The sequence below is a fragment of the Clostridium gallinarum genome, assembly GCF_014836325.1.
Taxonomy (GTDB): Bacteria; Bacillota; Clostridia; order Clostridiales; family Clostridiaceae; genus Clostridium; species Clostridium gallinarum.
This window is the reverse complement of sequence record NZ_JACSQZ010000031.1, coordinates 15,142-40,312: the sequence shown is the minus strand read 5'-3', so window position 1 is coordinate 40,312 and position 25,171 is coordinate 15,142. Positions and strand designations below refer to the sequence as shown.

At 28.8% G+C, this 25,171-nt stretch carries 21 protein-coding genes; 20 read left to right on the top strand and 1 reads right to left on the bottom strand.

The genetic code is table 11. The features are described 5' to 3' along the window. Positions 1-105 precede the first annotated feature (105 nt). The 11 genes from H9660_RS09620 (at position 106) to H9660_RS09570 (ending at position 16,600) form a co-directional block, all read left to right on the top strand. Entirely contained in the window at positions 106-999 is an 894-nt protein-coding gene (locus tag H9660_RS09620; protein WP_191750167.1) for a hypothetical protein, read from the top strand. An 855-nt stretch (positions 1,000-1,854) separates the two neighbouring features. Next, the gene (locus H9660_RS09615; RefSeq protein WP_191750166.1) at positions 1,855-3,639 is read left to right on the top strand and encodes an adenine deaminase; all 1,785 of its coding nucleotides are present in this window, start codon (positions 1,855-1,857) and stop codon (positions 3,637-3,639) included. A gap of 18 nt (positions 3,640-3,657) precedes the next feature. Further along, positions 3,658-5,391 (top strand): adenine deaminase, encoded by a 1,734-nt coding sequence (ade, locus tag H9660_RS09610; RefSeq protein ID WP_191750165.1) that lies wholly within the window; start codon positions 3,658-3,660, stop codon positions 5,389-5,391. Between the two features lie 21 nt (positions 5,392-5,412). Beyond that, entirely contained in the window at positions 5,413-6,978 is a 1,566-nt protein-coding gene (locus H9660_RS09605) for a xanthine/uracil/vitamin C permease (protein ID WP_191750164.1), read from the top strand. 337 nt (positions 6,979-7,315) lie between these two features. Further along, entirely contained in the window at positions 7,316-8,161 is an 846-nt protein-coding gene (licT, locus tag H9660_RS09600) for a BglG family transcription antiterminator LicT (protein WP_191750163.1), read from the top strand. A 141-nt stretch (positions 8,162-8,302) separates the two neighbouring features. Next, positions 8,303-10,150, top strand: a complete 1,848-nt coding sequence (locus H9660_RS09595; RefSeq protein ID WP_191750162.1) for a beta-glucoside-specific PTS transporter subunit IIABC — start codon at positions 8,303-8,305, stop codon at positions 10,148-10,150. 42 nt (positions 10,151-10,192) lie between these two features. Next, a complete protein-coding gene (locus H9660_RS09590; protein ID WP_191750161.1) occupies positions 10,193-11,647 on the top strand; it encodes a glycoside hydrolase family 1 protein in 1,455 nt (484 codons plus the stop codon). A 221-nt stretch (positions 11,648-11,868) separates the two neighbouring features. Continuing rightward, positions 11,869-12,612, top strand: coding sequence for a flavodoxin family protein (locus H9660_RS09585; protein ID WP_191750160.1), 744 nt, complete (start codon positions 11,869-11,871; stop codon positions 12,610-12,612). A gap of 108 nt (positions 12,613-12,720) precedes the next feature. Then, complete coding sequence (locus tag H9660_RS09580) at positions 12,721-13,248, top strand: 2'-5' RNA ligase family protein (protein ID WP_191750159.1); 528 nt, start codon at positions 12,721-12,723, stop codon at positions 13,246-13,248. Positions 13,249-13,579: 331 nt separating this feature from the next. Continuing rightward, positions 13,580-14,944: a conjugated bile salt MFS transporter gene (locus H9660_RS09575; RefSeq protein ID WP_341479587.1), complete on the top strand. Its 1,365-nt coding sequence runs from the start codon at positions 13,580-13,582 to the stop codon at positions 14,942-14,944. Between the two features lie 33 nt (positions 14,945-14,977). Beyond that, the gene (locus tag H9660_RS09570) at positions 14,978-16,600 is read left to right on the top strand and encodes an amidohydrolase (RefSeq protein WP_191750157.1); all 1,623 of its coding nucleotides are present in this window, start codon (positions 14,978-14,980) and stop codon (positions 16,598-16,600) included. Positions 16,601-16,714: 114 nt separating this feature from the next. Here the strand turns inward: H9660_RS09570 and H9660_RS09565 are convergent, their stop codons facing one another. Continuing rightward, positions 16,715-17,128 carry a MarR family winged helix-turn-helix transcriptional regulator gene (locus H9660_RS09565; RefSeq protein WP_191750156.1) on the bottom strand — a complete coding sequence of 138 codons (414 nt, stop codon included), beginning with the start codon at positions 17,126-17,128 and terminating at the stop codon, positions 16,715-16,717. Between the two features lie 212 nt (positions 17,129-17,340). Here H9660_RS09565 and H9660_RS09560 point away from each other — a divergent pair, with 212 nt between their 5' ends. The 9 genes from H9660_RS09560 (at position 17,341) to H9660_RS09520 (ending at position 25,171) form a co-directional block, all read left to right on the top strand. Next, a complete protein-coding gene (locus tag H9660_RS09560) occupies positions 17,341-17,802 on the top strand; it encodes a DUF2798 domain-containing protein (RefSeq protein WP_191750155.1) in 462 nt (153 codons plus the stop codon). Positions 17,803-18,234: 432 nt separating this feature from the next. Next, on the top strand, positions 18,235-18,576 hold the full coding sequence (locus H9660_RS09555; RefSeq protein ID WP_191750154.1) for a hypothetical protein: 342 nt from the start codon (positions 18,235-18,237) through the stop codon (positions 18,574-18,576). A gap of 119 nt (positions 18,577-18,695) precedes the next feature. Continuing rightward, positions 18,696-19,682 carry a choloylglycine hydrolase gene (bsh, locus tag H9660_RS09550; RefSeq protein ID WP_191750153.1) on the top strand — a complete coding sequence of 329 codons (987 nt, stop codon included), beginning with the start codon at positions 18,696-18,698 and terminating at the stop codon, positions 19,680-19,682. A 340-nt stretch (positions 19,683-20,022) separates the two neighbouring features. Beyond that, positions 20,023-21,345 carry an electron transport complex subunit RsxC gene (gene rsxC / locus H9660_RS09545; protein WP_191750152.1) on the top strand — a complete coding sequence of 441 codons (1,323 nt, stop codon included), beginning with the start codon at positions 20,023-20,025 and terminating at the stop codon, positions 21,343-21,345. A gap of 37 nt (positions 21,346-21,382) precedes the next feature. Further along, positions 21,383-22,396 carry an RnfABCDGE type electron transport complex subunit D gene (locus H9660_RS09540; protein WP_191750151.1) on the top strand — a complete coding sequence of 338 codons (1,014 nt, stop codon included), beginning with the start codon at positions 21,383-21,385 and terminating at the stop codon, positions 22,394-22,396. Beyond that, positions 22,389-23,018 carry an RnfABCDGE type electron transport complex subunit G gene (locus H9660_RS09535; protein WP_191750150.1) on the top strand — a complete coding sequence of 210 codons (630 nt, stop codon included), beginning with the start codon at positions 22,389-22,391 and terminating at the stop codon, positions 23,016-23,018. Before H9660_RS09540 ends, H9660_RS09535 begins: the two co-directional genes overlap by 8 nt. A 3-nt stretch (positions 23,019-23,021) precedes the next feature. Next, the gene (gene rsxE, locus H9660_RS09530) at positions 23,022-23,741 is read left to right on the top strand and encodes an electron transport complex subunit RsxE (RefSeq protein WP_191750149.1); all 720 of its coding nucleotides are present in this window, start codon (positions 23,022-23,024) and stop codon (positions 23,739-23,741) included. Beyond that, positions 23,738-24,328 (top strand): electron transport complex protein RnfA, encoded by a 591-nt coding sequence (locus tag H9660_RS09525; protein ID WP_207729456.1) that lies wholly within the window; start codon positions 23,738-23,740, stop codon positions 24,326-24,328. The genes rsxE and H9660_RS09525 overlap by 4 nt, the downstream gene beginning before the upstream one ends. Positions 24,329-24,340: 12 nt before the next feature. Further along, positions 24,341-25,171: an RnfABCDGE type electron transport complex subunit B gene (locus H9660_RS09520; RefSeq protein WP_191750148.1), complete on the top strand. Its 831-nt coding sequence runs from the start codon at positions 24,341-24,343 to the stop codon at positions 25,169-25,171.

Below are 25,171 nucleotides of genomic sequence, written 5' to 3'. Positions count from 1 at the left end.
ATTATATACAATATTAACTAATTTTATTGAAAAATAAAACAATTTTCATTCTTATTTAAAACATTTTATTTAAATAAATTTAAAATATAAGTTTAAGGAGAAAAAATGAAAGAGGAAAAATATATTAAATATGGATTATTCTCATCTATACTTATAGCTTTAGGACCAATACTTTGGCTATGCATAAATATATACGATAAAAATTATGAAGATATAGTACTAAACATAGTTTTTGTTATTATTGGAATTGCTTTAGTATTATTTAATGTTAGAAATTATTTAAAAGTGTACAATAAGAAATATAATATAGCATTAGAAGTGTTAAGTCATATAGTATCATTTATATTTTATATCCTATTGATAGCAGTAATAGTAATAGCATTTATAGCTTTTTATATGGGAATCTCATTTATACAAGAAAAAATATTTATAAAAGGAGAGTATATAACTTATCTTATAAAATCTCCATATTCATATTTATTATTTGTAATACTTATAATAGTAGCTATTAGGGTTAGCCTGCTATTTTCAAGAAAAGAAAAAGATTCTTTTATGAAAAAGAGGTTATTCAAATTCTTAAAGATTAATGTAGTCACTATATTAATAATTATTCCTCTTTTATACTTAGTATTAACTAACGTAGTGGTAGTTACAGAAGATGGTATTTATGATTATAGCTTTTATAACTTAAAAGGCACTAGATATAGCTTTAGTGATGTATCGTATGTAAATACTGGATTTATTCTTAGGGGAAGAAGTAAGGGAGAATTTTTTTATAATATTCAATTAAAAGATGGTAAAATAATTAAATTAGCTTACCCATCTATGACTCAGCCTTCTGATAAATATGATTATGATACTTGGCAAGAATATGTTGATATAGATAAATATATTATGAGTAGTGGAGCTAAAAAGGAATCAAGTGAAAATGGTTCAGAATATGTGCAAATGGATAAGATATATATAGATAAATTGTTAAAGGTTATAAGAAATAAATGATAAATATATTTAAACTATTATCAATAAAAATATAGCTATTTTAATAGCTATTATAAATTTTAGTTCTAAAATAAAAACTAATTATTTTAATAACCTTATCTTTAGAATTATTACTAATATTATAAGAAATATTACTAAGTTCTATAACTATAGGAGATAAATTTCAACCGGTGAAGGATGTAATAGCAAGTGATGTTGAGGATGGAGAATTCACAGATACTTGTATAGTAAATATTAATAAAAAGTTATGCCTTATTATTAACTCTTTATACTTTCCTTCCTTCAGTTTGCAAAGAGATAAACATTGTATGAGATTGCCTTGGAGCGTATGCGACGGAGCAAGGAATATAATGTTTATCTCTTTTTTATTCTTTATGAAATTATATCTATGCACAAATTGTAGATAGTTTTATGAGAGTAGCAAAATTCGTAGTGTAAGAATTAGAGCTTTAATAATTTCTTTCCTTCAGTTTTGAAGTGTTAAAATATCATAGCAAGGTGACTTGGAGCTTGCGACGGAACCTGGATATGATATTTTAACACTTTTTTATTTTTAGATATATAGTTAGAATTTTATAAGTAAGTTACTAGCTAAAAATAAAGTATTATTGGGTTTTTAGAATATACAGAATATTTACTAAAAATATTTATAAATACTTGTATTATAAAAAAATATATGATATTATCAAAATAACACGAACAATTTATATTAAAATTAAAATAATAATCGTGATATACAAAACGAAAATATTATTAACAGTCCATTAAATTCGTCTAGATACAAACTGCAGGACGGGAAACCTGGATCGCTTTAATAGCCGGGGTATCTAAAACTTTATTTATTGGAGGAAAAATATGAAACAAACAATGACAAATCTAAAACAACTTATCCGTGCTGGAAGAGGTATTATACCAGCTCAAACAGTGATACTAAATGGTAATCTTGTAAATGTAATGACAGCCGAAATTTATAAGGCAGATGTTTCAATATATGAAGATACAATAGTGGCAGTTGGAGATGTATCAGAATATATAGATGAAAATACTGAAATAATTGATGCAACAGGAAAATATTTAGTACCAGGTCTTATTGATGGTCACATCCATAGTGAATGTAGTAAACTTTCAATTACAAGTTATGCAAAAGCAGTAGTTCCTTGTGGAACAACTAGTATGATTTCAGGTCTTGATGAATATATTTCCGTTTCAGGATTAGAAGGTTTAAAAGAAGTTTTTGAGGAAATAAAACAAAGCCCATTAAAAGTTTTTTGGGGAGCACCGTATAAAACACCATACACTTTTCCAGAATCAACAGTTGCATTTAATTTTACAAAAGAAATTCATGAAGAAGTTCAAAAGTGGCCAGAATGCTTTGGCGTATGGGAAACAGTTAGAGAGTATGTGACTGAAGAAGATGAAAATACTTTAGGAGCAATAGAAGTAGCAGCTAAAAATAGATTACCTGTATTTGGATGTGCACCAATGGCAAGAGGAAAAGAATTAAATGGTTACCTTTGTGCAGGGATAAGATTAGATCATGAAAGTTATGATCATGAAGAAGTAGTTGAAAAAATGAGAAAAGGAATGCATATGCTTATCCGTGAATCATCAGTTACTCATTTTTTAAAGGAAAATATAAGAGCTGTAACAGAAGTTAATCCTTATTTAGCAAGAAGAGTAAGCTTTTGTACAGATGATGTAACTGCTTCTGATATTTTAGAGAAAGGTCATTTAGATAATGTTGTACGTTTAGCAATTAAAGAAGGTGTAGATCCAATGAATGCAATTCAAATGGCTACAATTAATAGTGCGGAAGCCTATAGAATAGATCACTTAATAGGTTCAATTTCACCAGGAAGGATAGCAGACATTTTATTAGTAGATAGTATAGAAGAATTTAAAGTAGATACAGTAATAACTAATGGTAAGTTAGTTGCTAAAAATGGAAAATTAACTTACGAATTAAAGGCGCCAAAAAGAAGTTCTGTTTTAACAGGAGAATTGAAATGTAAAAAAACAACTAAAGAAGATTTTGAATACAAAGTAAATATTAAAAATGGAAAAGCTAAAGTTCTTTCCATGGATGTTAAAGGTCCATTTGTTAGAAAGAGAAGAGATGTAGTATTAGAAATTAAAGAGGGAATAGTACTTCCAGATACAGAGCAAGATGCAGTAATGGTTTCTGTTTTAGAGAGATTTGGAAGAAATGGAAATAAATCTTTAGCGTTTTGTTCAGGATGGAAGCTTAAAAAAGGAGCAATGGCTTCAACGGCAGCACCAGATGATAATAATTTAATAGTTATGGGGGCATCAGCAGAAGATATGTCTATAGCTGTTAATCACTTAATAGAAAATGGTGGTGGACAAGTTGTAGTATGTGATGGAAAAGTTTTAGAATTTTTACCATTACCTGTTGGAGGAATAGCAAGTGATTTAGAAGCAGAAGTTATATCAGAGTGGGAAAAAAGAGTAAACAAAGCAGCAAATAAATTAGGATGTGATTTACCAGAACCACTAATGTACATGTTCTTTTTACCAATTACAGCAATTCCAGACTATGCAATTACAGATGTTGGACCAGTTGATTGTATAGCATTAGATACCTTTGATCCAATTTTAGAACTTATCGAAAATAAGTAGTATAGAGGGTGAATTGAAATGGAAAAAAATAAATTTAAAAAGTTAATTGATATAGCAGCTGGTAGAGTTTTAGCAGATTTAGTAATTAAAAATTGTAAGATTGTTGATGTTTATAATGGAATTATTGTAGATGGGGATATTGCACTTTCTGATAATATTATAGCAGGAATTGGAAATTATGAAGGTGTAAAAGTTATAGATGCACAAGGAAAATACGCAGCACCAGGATTTATTGATGCACATATCCATATAGAATCATCTTATGTTAGTCCAGAGGAACTAGGCAGATTAGTTGTTCCTCATGGTACTACAACAATAATAGCAGATCCTCATGAAGTTGCTAATGTTTGTGGTTTTAAGGGAATTGATTATATGCTAAATGCAGCAGAAGGAACAGCATTAGATATAAGAATGATGTTGCCATCATGTGTTCCGGCTACTCCTTTTGAACACTCAGGTGCGAAAATTGATGCAAAAGATATGGAAGAAATCATGTCTAGTGATAAAATTCAGGGATTAGGGGAATTTATGAATTTTCCAGGAGTCACATTAGGACATGATGATGTTTTAGATAAATTAATTATTGCTAAAAACACAGGAAAGGTTATTGATGGTCATAGTCCAGGATTAAAAGGAAAAAATTTAAATGCTTATGCAGCAGCAAGAATTAAGACGGATCATGAATGTGAAACTATAGAGGATATGCATGACAGAATATCAAGAGGCATGTATGTAATGCTTCGTCAAGGCTCTGCCTGTCATAATTTAAGAACTCTAGCAAAAGGAGTTACTCCTTACAATAGTAAGAGATGTCTTCTTTGTGCAGATGATATGCAACCCAAAACTATATTAAATGATGGACATTTAGATAATAGTTTAAGAATGTGTGTTGAAGAAAATATAGATCCAATTATAGCAATTCAAATGGCTACATTAAATGCAGCAGAATGTTATGGATTAGAAGATAGAGGAGGAATTGCACCAGGACTTAGAGCTGATATTGTGTTATTTGATAATTTAAAAGATTTTAATGTAGATAATGTATTTATTAATGGAAAAGAAGTAGCTGAAGGTGGAGAATATAAACTACCAATAGCTAAATATGATATATCAGATACTAAGAGAAGTTTTCATGTTAAAGATTTTTCAATTGACAAGTTAAAATTAAAAATTAATTCGGAAAAAGCTCATACAATAAAAGTTCTTCCAGGTGGAGTTGTTACTAAAAAGAATATAGTAAATGTAAGTACAAATGAAAATAATGAATTTATTTATAATTCAAATGAAGATGTAGTTAAGGTAGCAGTTGTTGAGCGTCATCAAAATACAGGAAATGTTGCTGTTGCCTTACTTGAAGGTTATGGAATAAAGGAAGGCGCTATAGCATTATCAATAGCTCACGATTCTCATAATATTATAGTTGTTGGTGTTAATGATGAAGATATGGCTTATGCAGTAGAAGAGTTAATTAAGCAAGGTGGCGGAATAATTGTTGTAAATAATAGAGAGATAATTGAAAGCATGCCTATGGAAATTGCAGGTCTTATGAGTAATAAAACTGGAGAATGGATAGATAAAAAGCTTAAAAATATACATGAAGTTGCTCATAATGTTTTATTTGTAAGTAAAGAAGTAGAACCAGTTATGACTCTTTGCTTTATGTCGCTAGCAGTTATACCAGAAATTAAGTTAACAGATATGGGACTATTTGATGTAACACAATTTAAATTTATTGATATTGAAGCAAAATAATGAGAAAAGAGGTATTTTATAATGATGAAAACTACTTTAAAAATTCCTTTCTTCAAAGCAGAGGATTTAGGTGGATTAACTTATACACTTACAAATAATATTGTAAATTATTTAATTGTAATAGCTACTTTATCAGGAGTATTAGCTTGGCCTGATGAAATTGTTTATGGAAGAGTTATTCCAGCTATGTCTATAGGACTTTTAGTAAGTGGATTCTTTTATTCATATATGGGATATAGACTTGGTAAAAAAGAAGGTAGATCAGATGTAACAGCATTACCATCAGGAGTATCTACTCCAGCAATGTTTGTTATTTTATATGGGGTTATTATGCCACTACATTATGCATTAGGTGATCCAGAATTAACTTGGTCAGCAGCAGTAGCAGCATGTTTTATTGGAGGATTTGTTGAATTTTTAGGTGGTTTTATAGGCCCTTGGATGAAAAAGAGGATTCCAAGAGCAGCACTTTTAGGCACTGTTGCAGGAATAGGATTCATTTGGATGGCAACTCAAGGTGTTTTTGATGTATTTAGTGATCCTATTATAGGCTTACCAATTCTTTTAGTAGCTATGGTAGGTGTATTTGGAGGATATTTATTTAAAAGAAAATTCCCACCATTAGTATTAGCCATTATAGGAGGAATTGTATATTCTTTAGCTTTAGGAAGAACACATATAGATTTTTCAGGAGTAGGTTTTTATATGCCAAATCCAGTTACATCTATACAAGCATTGATAAATGGATTTGTAGTTGTCGTACCATATTTAACTATTATTATTCCAATTGAAATATATAATTTTATTGAAACTATGGATAATGTTGAAGCAGCAAATGCAGCAGGAGATAATTATAATGTTAGAATAACTCAGTTTGCAGATGGTATTTGTACAATGATTTCAGCTTGTTTTGGAGGAGTTGTTCCAAATACAGTTTGGCTAGGTCATGGAGGTCTTAAGAAGTCAGGGGTAGGAATAGGATATTCATGGGTTGGAGGATTATTATTAGGAATTGCAGGAGTATTTGGATTATTTACATTCTTTAGTAATTTAGTACCACCAGCAATTGCAGCAATAACTTATCTTTGGTGTTCAACAGTAATGGTTTGTCAATCATTTAAAGACGTTAAGGTGAAACATTATGCAGCAATTGTAGTTGCAATGATACCACCAGTAGCAGATTATTTATTTACACAAATCACAGGAGCAGTTGGTTTAGCAGATAAATGGACAGAAACACTTGAATCAGGGGTAGTTGGATATTCAGCAGATGTATCTCAATATTTAATAGATAATGGTGTAATGTGGAGAGGTCTTGCAGAAGTAAAATCAGGAGCTATAATTATAGGTCTTATACTAGGAACTGTAACAGTGTTTATAATTGACAATAGATTAGATAAAGTAGCTATAACATCACTAGTAGCATCATTATTATCATGTTTTGGCTTTATACACAGTGCAGAATTAGGATTTTATATAAAATCTCCTTTTGCAATTGGATATGTTATTTTTTCAATACTTGCATATTTAATGCACTTAGGAAGAAATAAGTGGTGTGAGCCACAAGAAAAATTTGAATATGTATAAAGTAATTTAGAGAGAAGCTAAACTTATAGTATAAGAAGTGAAGTTTTAATAATTTCCTTCCTTCAGTTTGTAAGTGTTAAAATATCATAGCAAGGTGGCTTGGAGATGTAAGGCTAACCTAGATATAATACTTTAACACTTTTTTATAGTATTTTTAAATTATATATTGACAAATGATATTGTAAAAGATATCATAGTTATATAAATTAATAATGATTTTTAGTAGGATTGTTACTGGGAAGCAGGCAAGACCTTAATTAATGCAAATATAATTTTTTGCGTTAATTAATGTCTTTTTTTATGTCCAATAATGTATATAGTAAGAAAAGGAGATAAAATGAAGATTACGCGAATCATCAATAATAATGTAATTTGTGCAATAAATGTTAGGCGACAAGAAGTAATGCTTTTAGGTAGTGGAATAGGTTTTCAAAAGAAAAAAGGGGACGAGGTAGACAAAGAAAAAATAGAAAAAGAATTTTTCTTAAAATCTAAAAATGTTGCTGGAAAGTTATATGCACTGCTTGCTCAAATACCAGCAGAATATATGGCAGTATCTGATAGTATTATTAAAGAGGCTAAAGAAACATTAGGAAAAGACCTTAATGAAAATATTTATATTACATTAACTGATCATATTAATTTTGCGGTATCGAGATTTTTAAATGGGTTAAACTTTAAAAATGCTTTATTATGGGAAGTTAAAAAGTTTTATCCATCTGAATTCAAAATTGCATTAAAGGGTTTAGAGACAATTAATAGAGAGTTTAATGTAGATTTACCAGAAGATGAAGCAGCATCAATTGCCTTACATATTGTAAATGCAGAATTAGGTTCGGAAATGGAAGAGGTAATGGAAATGACCCAGTTAATCCAAAAAGTTCTGAATTTAGTTAGGTATAATTACAAAATAAACTTTAATGAAGAATCCTTAAATTATATGAGATTTATTACGCATTTGAAGTTTTTTTCTTACAGATTGTTTAGTAATAAAATTATTGAAACTAATGATGTAGAGTTTCAAGATATTATAAGAGATAAATATAAAGATGAATATGAATGTAGCTTAAAAATTAGAGATTTAGTCAATCATGATTACAAAAAAGAACTAACAGAAGAGGAATTAGTATATTTAACAGTTCATATTAGAAGAGTTGTGATGGAAGAAAAAATGAAAAAATAGAATAATTGAGATAACTAGGATTGTTACTGATTGGGCAGGCAAGACCTAGAGTTTAGCAAATATATAGTTTATATAGCTATGTATTTGCTAGACTCTAGGTCTTTTTATATAAAAAATAAAATAAGTTTTGGAGGTAATACCATGAATTATGGAAAAATTGCAGCTAGCATATTAGAGCTTGTTGGTGGAGAAAAAAATGTTGATCACGTTACTCATTGTGCAACGAGATTACGTTTTAATCTAAAAAATGATGGAAATGCAGATACTGAGGCTATTAAGAAAGTTAAAGGTGTCATGGGAGTTTCTAACAGTGGAGGGCAATATCAGGTTATTATTGGAAATGATGTAAATAATGTTTATAAGGAAATTATTAAACTAGGAAATTTTAAAACTGGTAGTTCAACTAATTCGGTAAAAAAAGGTAAAGTTGCTACTATATTAGATACACTTTCAGGAGTATTTACACCAATTTTACCGGCAATGATTGGTTGTGCAATGATAAAAGCCGTACTTGTTATATTAAAATCAGCTAATATGATTCAACCAGATAGTCAAATTTATAGTATTTTAACTTTTATAAGCGATTCAGCGTATTACTTTTTACCAATGTTACTTGCATGGAGTTCAGCTGTTAAGTTTAAATGTAATGTAGGATTAGCAATTGCTTTAGCTGGTGTTTTATTACATCCGAATTTTTCAGCATTAATGGCTGACGGTAATAGTGTAAAGTTTTTAGGACTTCCAATTACTAAAGCAACTTATACATCATCTGTAATTCCTATAATTATGGCTGTATGGGTAATGTCATATGTTGAAAAGTTTGCAGAAAAATATTCACCAAGTGTAGTTAAATCTATTTTAAAACCTTTAATTATTATGCTTATTATGGCACCTATTACATTAATAGTTATTGGACCTTTAGGGACTATTATTGGTAATTATCTTGCAATTGCTGTATCATCTATTAATACATATGCTGGATGGTTAGTTTCAGGTATTATGGGAGCAACATTTCCATTCCTTATTATGACAGGAATGCATTATAGTTTAGGACCAATTGCTATTACTGCTTATACAACTACAGGAGTAGAAGGAATTGTAGGGCCAGGAATGTTAGTTCATAGCTTTACTCAAAGTGCTGCAGCATTAGCAGTAGCTTTAAAAACAAAGAATAAAGATTTAAAACAAGTTGCTACTTCTACTAGTATGACAGCTATTCTTGGAGTTACAGAGCCAGCTATGTTTGGTGTTAACCTAAGATTAAAGAAACCTTTACTTGCTGTTGTACTAGGTGGTCTTGCAGGAGGAATATACGTTGGGGCATTTGGTGTAGCAAGATCTGCTATGGGAGTTACTGGACTTGCAACATTACCTGCCTTTATAACAGAAAATCCACATAATTTATTACATGCAGTTATTGGATGTGTAATTGGTTTTGTAGTTACATTTATTTTAACATTTATTTTAGGTTTTGAAGATATAGAAGATGAAGAATCTACTGAAAATACAGATTCAATTGAAGTAAAGAGTTTAAACAAAGAAGGTGTAATAACATCTCCTTTAAAAGGTGAAGTTGTTGAATTATCTACAATTAAAGATGAAACATTTGCAAGTGGGATTATGGGAAAAGGAGTTGCAATTATTCCATCAGAAGGCAAGTTAACATCTCCTGTAAATGGCGTGATTTCAGCTATATTTCCTACATTACATGCTGTTGGAATTACATCAGAAGATGGAATTGAACTTTTAATTCATATCGGTATGGATACTGTTCAATTAGAGGGAAAATATTTTAAATCATCTGTAAAAGCAGGCGATAATGTAAAAGCAGGTGATTTATTAATTAGCTTTGATATTAATAAAATAAAGGAAGCTGGATATGAAATAGCAACACCTATAGTTGTAACTAACTCAAATGATTATACAGATGTATTAGTATCAGATAAGAAACAAATTAGCTTTGGAGAAAGACTTATGACTATTATTTAGTTTAGAATTGATTAAAAAGTATCATTTAGGAGGGAACTACTTATGAATAAGAAAAATATATTACCTAAGAATTTCTTATGGGGTGGAGCAACAGCAGCTAATCAATATGAAGGAGCTTGGAATGTAGATGGTAAAAAAGCAAGCACAGCAGATATGATGACAGGAGGTACTCATACAATTCCAAGACGTATAACAAAAGAATTAGAGAAAGGTACATACTATCCTTCACATGAAGCAGTAGATTTTTATCATCATTATAAAGAAGATATTAAGTTATTTTCTGAAATGGGATTTAAATGTTTTAGAATGTCTATTGCATGGTCAAGAATATTCCCTAATGCAGATGATAAAACTCCTAATGAAGCAGGTCTTGAATTTTATGATAAAGTATTTGCAGAATTAAAGAAATACAATATTGAACCAATAGTAACAATTTCTCATTATGAAGCTCCATTTGCATTAACTGAAAAGTTTAATGGTTGGGAATCAAGAGAAGCAATTGATTGCTATATAAGATATTGTGAAACTATCTTTAATCGTTACAAAGATGTAGTCAAGTATTGGATTACATTTAATGAGATAAATAGTTTATTAGTTCCAGCTGGTGCATATTTAGCAGGTGCTTTACTTGTGGATGATAGTGGAAGATTTAATAATACAGAAGTTGATAGCACACAAATGAGATTTCAAGCATTACATCATCAGTTTGTAGCAAGTGCTAAAGCAGTTGATTTAGCACATAAAATAAATCCAGACTTTAAAGTTGGTTGTATGATTAACTATAGCTGTGGATATGCAAGTACATGTAGACCAGAAGATATGGTTCTTGCATTAAGAAATGATCAGATGAATAATATGCTTTGCAGTGATGTACAAGTTAGAGGAGAGTATCCTTCTTTTGCAAAACGTTATTTTGAAGAAAATAATATTAAAATTAATATGCATAAAGATGATGAAGAAATATTAAAAAAGGGTTGTGTTGATTTTTATACATTTAGCTATTATAAATCACATGTATTTGGAACAAGACCTGAAGGTGATGAAACTCAAGGAAATGTCTTTGGAGGATTTAGAAATCCGTATTTAAAGGCCAATGACTGGGGATGGCAAATTGATCCAGTTGGTTTAAGATATGTATTAAATCACGTTTATGATAGATATAGAATTCCAATTATGATTGTTGAGAATGGTTTAGGTGCAGTTGATGTGGTAGAAGAGGATGGATGTATTAATGATACTTATAGAATTGAGTTCATTAAGTCACATATAGAGCAAATGAAAGAAGCTGTCTATGATGGAGTTAATCTAATTGGTTATACAGCATGGGGATGTATTGATATAGTTAGTGCATCAACAGGAGAAATGAAAAAGCGTTATGGATTTATATATGTAGATAAAGATAATGAAGGAAAAGGTACTTTAAAGAGAAGCAAGAAGAGAAGTTTCTACTGGTATAAAAAGGTTATAGAATCAAATGGTGAAGATTTATCTATTTAATATAGGCTTTTTATAAAAATATAGCATATAATTTGATAAATTTAGAATATATGTGATATTAAATAGTATATATTCTATATAATGATAAGTATAGATAAAAATTGCAATAGCAATGGATATCTATACTTATTTTTATTAAAAGAGAAATTAGCTATCATTTTTGGTATGTTAATAAAATAAAAAAAGATTTAATATATATTTTAATAAATGGAGGATATGCCATGAAAAAAATACTTTTAATTAACTCAAGTAATAGAAAGAAAAATACTTATAAATTACTATGCTCAATTGAAGATATATTAAAGAATAAAGGTTACGAAACAGAACTTATAAGTCTATCTAGTTTTAAAATAGATTTTTGCAAGGGATGTGAAGCATGTATTTTAAAGGGTAGTTGTTTTATTAAAGATGAAGCTAATATAATAATGCAAAAGATAATTAAAAGTGATGGGCTTGTAATAGGAACTCCAGTTTATTTAAATAATATGAGTGGAATATTAAAAACTTTTATAGATAGAACTTGTAGTTGGTTTCATAGGAGTGAAATAGCAAAAAAGCCAACTCTAATTATTGCTAATACTCAAGGGTCTGGATTAGAAAATACCTTAAATTCTATTAAAGAAGTTATGATTCAATGGGGTGCTTTTTTAGGGGGAACTATCTCTAGAAATGGAAGGAATTTTAATCAACCTATAGAAGAAAAGGAGCTTGTACAATTTATTAAATTAATAGAGTCTAAAGGAAAATGTTATGAGCCTAGCTTTAAAGAAATTTATACTTATAATATTCAAAGAGCATTAGCAACAAATATTTTCCCTATAGATAAGGAGTATTGGATAAAAAAAGGATGGCTTGATAAAGAGTATTTTCCAGGTGTAAAGCTTAATATTATACAAAAAATATATTGTGAGGGTCTTTATAAATTATTAATTAAGGTAATAGAACCTAATAATAAAAATAATTAAAATCAATAGTCCTATTGTAAGCTTAATTATTTTATATAATTAAAGAATGAAAAGTTAATAAAAATAAGATAAAATTGTAGCTAAAGTTTTAAATTTTATGGAGGAAAAATGTATTTAGTATCTTTATATTTTGACGATAAATCAACAAATAAAATACAGGGATTTATAGATAAGGTAGCTGATAAATGTGGAAATACTTTTATGATAGATAATAATGTTCCGCCACATATAACTATTGCAGCATTTCAAAGTAAGAAGGAAGAACGTGTTATAGAAGTATTAGACAAAGTAATAAAAAATAGAAAAGAAGGCTTAATAACCTTTGCATCTATAGGGGCATTTAAATCTTCAGTTGTTTTTTTAACTCCAATTTTAAATGAGTATTTACATAATTTATCAGTGCATATATATGAAGGGTTATCCTTCTTAGATGATATAGATATTAGTAAATTTTATTTACCATTTCAATGGATACCACACACAACTATTGGTAAAAAGCTTACAAGAGAAGAATTATTTTTAGCATTTCAAGAATTAGATAAAAATTTCAGTATATTTAATGGGAAAGTGACTAAAATTGCACTATCTAAAACAAATCCCCTTAGAGATATAGTTGTATGGAATTTAAATAAATAATGATTTAGTTATTAGTAGAACTAGTAATTATATATTTTTGAGTGAATTTGTTAATTGCTTGTTAATAAATTCATTTTTTTATTTTTTAGGAAATTATATCTATGGAACAATTGTAGATAATTTTATGAGAGTAGTAAAATTTGTAGTGTAAGAATTGGAGTTTTAATAATTTCCTTCAGTTTGTAAAGAGATACACATTGTATGACGGTGACTTGGAGCGTATGCGACGGAACAAGGAATACAATGTATATCTCTTTTTTTAGGAAATAAAGAGAATTTATATAGAAGTTTTATTTTGTTCTTTTTATATAAGTATTAAATTATATAAAACATAAAATATAAGTATTTAACAAATAATAAAAAAAAGAATAAAATGAGTTTGAAAGAAAACGAAAGAAGAAAAAGAGGGATAAATATGAACAAAGTTACACTAGAAAATCATAATAATTTTAAAAAATATTTTATAGTATTTATATGTATGGTAATACAGGCAATACCATTTGGAATAGCACAAAATATACAGCCACTATTTATACCACATGTAGTTAGTGAGTTTGGATTTACGTTATCAGGATTCTCATTGATATTTACAATAGGAGCTTTAGCCTCTTCAATAGCATCCCCTATACTAGGTAAGTTATTTGGAAAAGTAGGAATAAAAACTATATTCATATCAGGAACAATGGTTTCAAGTTTTGGATTCTTTATGTTTAGTAGAAGTAGCACATTACCAGAATTTTATTTTTGGAATGCAATTTGTCAAATAGGATGTATATTCTTTTCTGCATTAGCTGTACCATATCTTATACAACAATGGTTTCCTAAGAAAGGAAGAGGTAAAGCTTTAGGAATAGCTTTTGCCGGTGGTTCAATAGGAAATGTATTTTTACAACAAATAACAGAACATTTATTATCTCACTATGGTTCATCAATAACTTATGCAATATTTGGTGTTGTTTCAGCTATAGTTAGTTTACCTATTATATTATTATTTATAAGATTACCAAAAGAAGATGAAATAAATTTAAATGATGATACAGTAGAGGAAGATTTAAAAAAATTACATATTCAAGAGTTTGAAGGACTGGGTGTTTCAGAGAATGTTAAGAAACCAGCATTTTGGATTTTTGGTATAGGATATGCAATAGTAGGGATATCAATATCTGCGTTAAGTACACAATATGCAACTTATTTTACAAATGGATTAAATTTACCATCAGCAGTAGTAGGAATATTAGGATCTTTATTTGCAGTATTTTGTTTATTTGGTAATGTAGGTGGAGGAGTATTATTTGATAAATTGGGAACTTTAAAAACTATGACATTATCAATGATTCTTCAATCAACAGCTGTAATAGCATTATTATTAGCTATGAATATAAAAGGCCTTGCATATTTATATTCAATTGCATATGGATTAAATGTATTTTCATATATGTCAGCCCCAGCATTTATGGCAACTGATTTATTTGGGAAAAAAGATTCAAGTGTTATGCTTGGATTTATACAATTATTCTTTGCTTTTGGATTTGCAGGAGGATCTACTATTTTTGGACTTATAGTAGATAAGACAGGAGTCTTTACTACAGCATGGTTAGTAATATTAGCTTGTGTAGTTACAGGATATGTTTTATTATTAACTGCAATTAAAATGTTAAAAAAAGATAAAAGAGAGTTAATAGGACATAATAAATAGTATAAATAATTTAACTGAAAAAAGAGGGATATAATGAAGAAGATATATTTTAATGGAAAGATAATAACATTAAATGATAAAGAACTTATGGCAGATGCAGTTCTTATAGAAGAAGGTAAAATAATAAAATTAGGATTAAAGGATGATTTATTAAAGTTAGCAGAGGGAGAGGTTGAATTAATAGATTTACAAGGTAAAACTATGTTACCTGGATTTATAGATTCTCATAGTCATATATTAGCTGTAGCTCAAACTTTAATGATAGTAAATTTAAGTGAAGTAAATTCTAAGGAAGAGTTTATTGAGACCTTAAAAGCTTCATTGAAAAATAATCCACCTAAAGATGGAGAATGGTTAATAGGTTTTGGATATGATAATACAAAATATGAAGATCAAGAGCATCCAACTAAATTTGATTTAGATAAGGTAAGTACTGAAGTTCCTATATTTGTAAGTCATGCATCAGGACATATTTCAACAACAAATTCAAAAGCTTTAGAGGCTTTTGGATATGTAGGTGAAGACTATGAAGTACCAGAGGGTGGAGTTGTTAGAACTGTAGAAGGAACAAATGAACCAAATGGAGTATTAGAAGAAAATGCAAGTTTAGCTCCGGAAAAAAGAAAGGTTATACCAACACCATCAGTAGAAACTCTTTTAAATTGCATAAAAAAAGCACAAGAAATATATGCTTCATATGGATTAACAACTGCTCAAGATGCAAGTATTGATGAAAATTTTAATGGGCTTTTAAACTTAGCTGCACAAAAAAATGAATTAATAATGGATATTGTAGGTCATGCAGTTCAACATGTAACATTAAAATTATTAAAAAATGAAGGAACTCCAAAAAGAAAATATTATAATCATTATAAATTACTTGGAGGAAAAACTTGGCTTGACGGTTCTCCACAAGGTAAAACAGCATGGTTAACTAAACCATATTATGAAGCTCCAGAAGGCGAAAATAAAGATTATTGTGGGTATCCAACTCAAGAAGATGATGTAGTAACTGAATATTTTAGATCCTTAATTGAAAATAATATACAAGTAAATGTTCATTGTAATGGAGATGCTGCTTCAGATCAATTTATAAGATGTTATAAAAAAGCATTGGAAATGACAAATAATAATATGGATTTAAGACCAGTAATGGTTCATGCTCAAACTGTTAGAGAAGATCAATTAGATGAAATGAAGGAAATTGGCATAATACCAACATTTTTCTTAGATCATATATGGTTCTGGGGAGATTATCATTATGAATCAGTACTTGGTCCAGAAAGAGCTTGTAGAATAAGTCCAGCAAAATCAGCATTAAAAAGAAATATGAATTTCACCTTACATCAAGATTCACCAGTAAAAATGCCAAATCAAATATTAGCATTACACAATGCAGTTAATAGAGAAACTCAAAGTGGTAGAATATTAGGTGAAGATCAAAGATTAACAGTTATGGAAGCGTTAAAAGCTTTAACTATAAATGCTGCATATCAATATTTTGAAGAAGATGAAAAGGGATCAATAGAAGAAGGTAAGCTTGCGGATTTTGTAATACTTGATAAAAATCCATTAGAGGTTAAAGCTTCAGAAATTAAGAATATAAAAGTATTAGAAACAATAAAAGAAGGTAATACAATATATAAAGCAAAATAGTATTTATAAAGAGATAAACATTTTCAATCTTTTAGTTTGTAAGTGTTAAAATATCATAGCAAGGTGACTTGGAGCGTATGCGACGGAACCTGGATATGATACTTTAACACTTTCTTACTTAATGAGATTTTTATTAAGAATTTTCTTTAGAATTTCTAAGTTTTCTTTTCCTATATTTTCACATATTTCTTTTTCTATATTTTCTTTTAATTTCTTACTTTTTATACAGTAGTTATTTCCTTTAGTAGTTAAATAAGCATATTTATTATTAGTTTCATCAATATCGAATTCTAAATATCCTCTAGATTCTAATTTTTTGGCACATTTAAACATAGCTTGCCTAGAAATATTAGCTTGTCTTGCAGCTTCTGAAATAGATATTTTACCCATGTTAATCTTAGCTAAAAGAAATCCTTCAGTATGAGAAATTTCTTCTTCACCAGTCTTTGCCCATCTGTCTTCAGCAAGTTTTCTTAATTTTATATGATTCTCACTTATTAAATCTATTATATTTAATTTGTTATCCATAATATCACCTAAATTTTTTTATTTTCTGCATTTTTAAATAAGAGTATCCTAATAATTTTTATCTCTTTTTTTATAATTGTACCATAAAATATAAAAGTAAAGAAATTCTATTTAAATTGTCAACTTAGTTGACATGAATTAAATAAATTGCTATACTATATTTTGTCAATTTAGTTGACAAAATATTTTTAGACGGAAAGGATGGCAGAATTATGGGACAAACTAAAGGACAAAAGTTTTTATTTACTTTAATGATGTGTTTTGGAATGGTTCTTTTTATGACTATTTACAATATGATTTTAAATGAAGGATTTAATAGTAATTTATTTTCTAATTTATTAAAGGAATTTTGGTTAGGGTTTATTGTTGCACTTATATGTGATGTATTTATAGTTGCTAAAATAGCAAAGCCTATTGCATTTAAAATAGTTAAGCCAAATGAAGATACAAATCCTATTAAGCTCATATTAACAATATCATCATGTATGGTTGTTGGTATGGTACTACTTATGTCAATCTACGGAAGTGTACTAGCTGTTGGATTTAACATGCAAGCATTAAGAATATATCCAATGGTTGTAGTGAGAAATTTCATTATGGCTTTACCTCTTAATATGATTATTGTTTCACCAGTAGTGAGACTTATGTTTACTAAAGTATTAAAATTTGCATAAAATAGTATATTACATAATGAATATGCTAGGAGACTATATATAAGTAATTGATTTTACTGTTTATAGTCTCCTTTTTTATTTTTTTAGAAATTATAAAGCTATTACCCTATGACTAACAGTTTTACAATTTCCTTCCTTCAGTTTAGAAGTGTTAAAGTATCATAGCAAGATGATTTGGAACTGTAGGGCGGAACCTGGATATGATACTTTAACACTTTTTTATAATAAATCATAAATATAATTTTAATAAAAGAATTTAAATTTACATATTAGTACATATTGAATTACTTGCTGGAAATATTTTGTTGATTAAGTTATTGTAAAATGTTTTTTTAAATAAATAAAACATGTATAATAGATAAAAATGGTTTTGTTTAAGTTAGATAAAAAGATATATAAAATAATTAATAATTTAAGAAAGAAGGGATTATTGTGAAGAAAGCAGTTGTTGTTTTTACTTCTTTGACACTAATATTTTTATTAGGATGCTCTGCTATAGAAGATAAATCAAGTGAAAAACAGATTATAGAAGAAACAACTTATGAAGAAAATATTGATATAGATAAGTATGAAGAACTAAATAATATAAAAGAAATAATTAATTTAGAAGATTATAATATAAATGTTGAATCGGATAATAAAGGAACAAGAATTATTTTATTTGAGAAGAATGAAAAAAAGATTTATAAATCAATTTTTGTAAAAGAAAAAAGACATCTAAAATTAATTGATTTACAATCAAATGAAAAACCATTAATTAATGAAACTATATAAAGATTTTTAAATTACTGAAATTGAAGTTATCCTTGTTCTTTAATTAGTATATTGCATATATTAAAGCTTCTGATAGCATAATAAAAAGAAAAGTAAATTTATAAAAAGTAGGTGATAATATGTGTACAGCATTAAGTATTAAATCAAAAGAAGGTAACAACTTTTTTGGAAGAAATATGGATTTAGAATATAATTTTAATCAATCTGTAATAGTTATTCCAAGAAACTATAAATATGAAAATAAAGTAACAGGAAAAATGGTAGGAGGAAAGTATGCTATTATTGGCATGGGAAGTGTTATAGATAATCATGCTGCAATGGCTGATGGGATGAATGAAAAAGGTTTAGCTTGTGCAGGGCTAAATTTTGCAGGATATGCTTATTATGAAGAAAATAAAGTAGAAGGAAAAGAAAATATTGCACCTTATGACTTTATACTTTGGGTTTTATTTAATCATGAAACAGTAGATGAAGTTAAAGAAGCTATTAATAATATAGAATTAGTAAATGTGCCATTAAATGAAAAGTATCCTGTTCCAACTCTTCACTGGATGGTAGTTGATAAGTCTGGAAAATCTATAGTTATAGAAAAAACTAAAAGTAAGTTTTCAATTTATGATAATACAGTAGGAGTGCTTACTAACAATCCAACTTTTGATTGGCAGTTAACTAATTTAAATGAATACATTGGTTTAACAGAAGAACATCCTAAGGAAACAAAATGGTGTGATCAGGAGATAAAGGCATTAGGAGTAGGTGCAGGAACTAGAGGAATTCCTGGTGATTTTGCTTCAGTTTCAAGATTTGTAAGAATAGCATTTATTAAATCTAGAATGCCGGAAGTAGATAATATAAGTGCTATTCCTCAATTTTTACATATGCTAGATTATGTAGCAATGGTAAAGGGAGGAGCAATGACACCAGAAGGGAAAGAAGACTTTACTTTATATTCTTCTTGTATGAATCAAGAAAAGGGTATTTATTATTATAAAACATATAGTAATAATAGAATAAATGCTATTGATATAAATAAGGAAGATTTAAATGAAAGCAAAGTAAAAGTATTTCCTTATTTAATAAATGAAGATATAAACTATCAAAACTAAAATAAAATTTATAAGCTAGTAATAAAATTTAATATTTACTAGCTTATTTTATTTTTCAAAAATATTTAATAGTTAAACCTTATCGATATGATAAAAGTTAAAAAAGAATCAATGATAAGCTTAAAATTGGAGTTTCTCATATTAGAAAAATTATATCAATATAATAAAATTCTATTTTAAAAAGAATTTATAGTAAGAATATTACAGGTATAAGATGAATATTTATAAAAAAATAATACTTATATACAAAAATATATAAAATTTGTTGGCTAGACTTTTGCTAATTAATAACATATTAATAAAAAAAAGGAATAAAAAATAATAGTAAAGGGTTGAGTTTATGAAATTAGGTACATTTAAGGGTGGAGTTCATCCGAGAGATGGTAAAGACATTTCTAAAAACACTCCAATAAAGGAAATTCTTCCTAAAGGATATTTAGTTTATCCTATGTCACAACATATAGGAGCTCCAGCAAAACCAATAGTAGCTATAGGGGATAAAGTTCTAGCAGGACAAAAAATTGGAGAAGCAACAGGATTTATTTCAGCTAATATAGTATCTTCAGTATCTGGTGTAGTAAAAGCTGTTGAACCAAGGCTTACTGTTTCTGGAAACAAAGTCACTTCAATTGTTATTGAGAATGACAACGAATACAAAGAGCTAGATGGAATTGGAGAAAGAAGAGATTATACAAAGCTTTCTAAAGAAGAAATAAGAAACTATGTGAAGGAAGCAGGAATTGTAGGACTTGGAGGAGCTGGATTTCCAAATCATGTTAAGCTTACTCCAAAAGATGATAATGCTATAGATTACGTAATAGTAAATGCTGTAGAGTGTGAGCCATATTTAACTTCTGATTATAGAGTTATGCTTGAAATGCCAGAAAAAATTGTTGGAGGACTTAAGGTAGTTTTAAGTTTATTTAAAAATGCTAAAGGAATAATTGCAGTTGAAGATAATAAACCAGATGCTATAAAAATTCTTCGTAAAGCTGTAGAGGGAGAAAATAATATTTCTATATCAGTTCTTAAGACAAAATATCCACAAGGATCAGAACGTAAATTAATTTTTGCAACCACAGGAAGAAAAATTAATTCATCTATGCTTCCAGCAGATGCAGGATGCGTAGTTGATAATGTTGATACTATAGTTGCAATTTATATGGCTGTATGTGAATCAACACCACTTATGAGAAAAATAATAACTGTAACAGGAGATGCAATTAAAGAGCCTAGAAATTTTGAAGTGAAAATAGGTACAAGTTATTCTCAACTAGTAGAAGAAGCTGGTGGTTTTAAAGAAAGACCAGAAAAGATTATTTCAGGAGGGCCTATGATGGGAACTGCAATATTTAGTCTTGATATTCCAGTTACTAAAACATCATCTGCACTTTTAGCCTTTACAAAGGATGAGGTAGCAGAAAATGAGCCTACTGCTTGTATTCGTTGTGGTAGATGTGTAGAAGTTTGCCCAAGCAGTTTGATACCTCAAAAAATAATAGAAAATGTTGATGGTCTTGATAATGAATCTTTTATAGCTCTTAACGGAATGGAATGTTATGAGTGCGGAAGTTGCACCTATATTTGCCCAGCTAAAAGAAGACTTACTCAAGCTTTTAAACAAAGTAGAAAAAGTGTTTTAGATAGTAGAAGAAAGAAATAAAATTTATAAAAATATTATGAGGAAAGGTAAGATCAAAATGAGTGAATTATATAATGTTTCAGCATCACCTCATGTGAGAAGTAAAGAAAGTACTAAAACTATAATGGCTGATGTTGCAATTGCATTAATACCAGCAGGGTTATTTGGAATATATAACTTTGGATTAAATGCACTATTAATAATATTAATAAGTGTTGCTACTTGTATTATTACGGAATATATATTTCAAAAAAGAATGAATAAAAAAATTACAATAAGAGATTGCAGTGCTTTAGTAACAGGACTTTTATTAGCTTATAATATGCCATCAACTATTCCTTTTTGGGTGCCAATAGTAGGTGGAGTTTTTGCAATAATAATTGTAAAACAACTTTTTGGAGGACTTGGACAAAATTTTATGAATCCTGCATTAGCTGCAAGATGTTTTTTACTTATATCTTTTTCTAGAATAATGACTGATTTTGGAATTGCAGCAGATAGTACAATTAAGGGAATTATAATGAATGGTCATGCTTCTATAAAAGGATATGCTATGTTAGATGGGGTTTCATCAGCAACTATACTTTCAGTAGTAAAAACTGGAGGGGATTATAATTTATTAAGTATGTTTCTTGGAACAACTGGAGGAACAATTGGAGAGACATCAGTTATAGCAATATTAATAGGGGCAATTTATCTTCTTAGAAAAAGAATAATATCTCTAAAAATTCCTATGACATATATAGGGTCCTTTATTTTATTTATTATATTAATGAATCTTTTAGGTGGAAAAGGATTTAACATAGAATACCTTATAGGAAATGTTTTTGGTGGAGGCTTAATGCTTGGGGCTTTCTTTATGGCAACAGATTATGTTACTTGCCCAATAACTTCAAAGGGGAAAATAGTATTTGGGATTTTATTAGGATTTATTACGGCAATTTTCAGAGTTTATGGAAGTTCAGCAGAAGGGGTTTCATACGCTATTATATTATCTAATATTCTTGTTCCTCTTATTGAAAAATATACTCTTCCAAAGGCTTTTGGAAAGGAGGCAGGAGTAAATGTCTAAGAAAAAAAGTACAATTATAAAAGATACATTAATACTTCTTATAATAACTGTTATAGCTGGATTTATACTTGCAACAGTTAATAATATGACATTAGAACCTATTGCCTATGCTAGGACAGAGGAAAAGAATAAAGCATATAGATCAATGTTTGGAGAAGCAGAGAGCTTTGAAACAAATGAAACACTAATAGAAAAATGTGATGAATCTGAAGAATTCTTAAAGAGTAAGGAATTTAATGGAACTAATGTTGATGAAGCGTTAATTGCAAAATCTAATAATAAATCCATAGGTTATATAATAAATGCTACTTCTCCAAATGGATATGGAGGAAATATTCAAATTTCTTTAGGAATTGATAAAGAAGGAAAAATTCAAGGTTTTGAAATACTTTCAATTAGTGAAACTGTAGGACTTGGAATGAAGGCAAAAGATGATGAGTTTAAATCACAATTTCCCGGGAAAAATTCAAACGAAATAAAATATACTAAGGCAGGAGCAGCTTCAGAAGATGAGATAAATGCTATAAGTGGAGCAACTATTACAACTTCTGCAGTAACAGAAGCTGTAAACTCAGCATTAACTTATGCAGAAGAATATATTTTAAATAAGGAGGATTTTTAATAAATGAATAAATGTACAGAACGTATTTACAATGGAGTAATTAAAGAAAATCCTACTTTTGTAATGATGCTTGGAATGTGTCCTACTATGGCTGTAACTACTGCAGCTATTAATGGAATTGGAATGGGACTAGCAACAACTATAGTTCTTGTAATGTCAAATATGTTAATATCAATGCTTAGAAAAGTAATACCTGATAAAGTTAGAATGCCAGCATATATTGTTATAGTTGCTTCTTTTGTTACTGTGGTAGAAATGTTACTTGAAGCATATTTTTATGAAAGTTTATATAAATCCCTTGGCATATATATTCCTCTTATAGTTGTTAACTGTATAATTCTTGGAAGAGCAGAAGCTTATGCAGCTAAAAATGAGGTGTTACCATCTATTTTTGATGGAATTGGTATGGGACTTGGGTTTACAGCTGGTCTTTTAGTTATTGGTGCAGCAAGAGAATTAATAGGAAGTGGACAATTATTTGGATTTACAGTTCTTCCAAGTGCCTATGAACCAGTATCTATATTTGTACTTGCTCCTGGAGCATTTTTTGTAATAGCAATTTTAACAGCATTACAAAATAAATTTAATGCACCTAGTGCTAGTAACAAAAAAAATACATCCTTAGATCATTGTAGCACAGGCTGTAGTGGATGTACTGTTCAAGGATGTAGCACTAAAATAGAAGTAGTAAAGGGAATTGATGAAGGAGGAAGACAATTATGATACAAAATTTAATTTTAGTTTTAATAACTACTATATTTATAAATAATGTACTACTTAGTCAATTCCTAGGTCTTTGTTCTTTCCTAGGAGTTTCTAAAAAAACAGAAACAGCTGTTGGAATGGGAGGTGCAGTTATATTCGTTATAACTATATCTTCAGCAGTGACTAATCTTATTTATAATTTTATACTTGTAAAATTTAACCTTGAATATATGAAGACTATAGTATTTATAGTAGTAATTGCAGCTCTAGTTCAATTAGTTGAAATGGTTCTAAAAAAATATGTTCCTAGTCTTTATAAAGCTCTTGGAGTATATTTACCTTTAATAACTACAAATTGTGCTGTGCTTGGTGTTGCACTTACTAATGTTCAAGTTCAATATACAAGTAATTTACAAAGTTTTATTTTTAGTATAATATCTGGTTTTGGAACTTCTGTTGGATACTTAGTTGCAATCTTAATCCTTGCAGGAATAAGAGAAAGAATAGAACACAATGAAATACCAGAATCCTTTAAGGGAATGCCAATAGTATTAATTTCAGCAGGGCTTATGGCAATTGCTTTTATGGGCTTTGCTGGATTATAAGGGGGACTTAATATGGGAGAGATTATTATAGCAACAGCAGTTTTAGGTGTAACTGCACTGATTATAGGTATTCTTCTTGGAGTTGCAGGAGAAAAATTACAGGTAGAAGTAGATGAAAAAGAATTAAAGGTTCGAGAATTACTTCCAGGTAATAACTGTGGTGGTTGTGGATATCCAGGATGTGATGGATTAGCCACAGCTATAGCATCTGGAAGTGCTAAAGTTAATAGTTGTCCTGTTGGTGGAATTAATGTAGCTAATAAAATAAGTGAAGTTATGGGAGTTAAATTAGAAGAAAAAGAGAAACAAGTAGCTTTTGTAAAATGCGGTGGAACTTGTGAAAAATCTAAGAAGAAATATAATTATTATGGAATACAAGATTGTCGTAAGGCTGTAATTGCTCCAGGGGGAGGAGATAAAGCTTGTTCATATGGATGTTTAGGATATGGATCTTGTGTAAATGAGTGTTTATTTGATGCTATTCATATAGTTGATGGAATAGTAGTAGTAGATAAAGAAAAATGTGTTGCTTGTGGAAAATGCGTAAGTACATGTCCTAATAATATTATTGAGTTAATACCTGATACTGCAGAATATAGAGTACAATGTATTTCTAATGATAAAGGAAAAGATGTTAAAATGGTATGTGATGCTGGATGTATAGGTTGTAAATTATGTACTAAAGTATGTGCAAGTAATGCTATAACTGTTGAAAATAACCTTGCTAAAATTGATTATAATAAATGTATAAACTGTGGAAAATGTGCTGAAAAGTGTCCAGTTAAGATAATTAGAAAAAGTGATACAATTATAATTAATGAATATTTAACAATATCTATATGA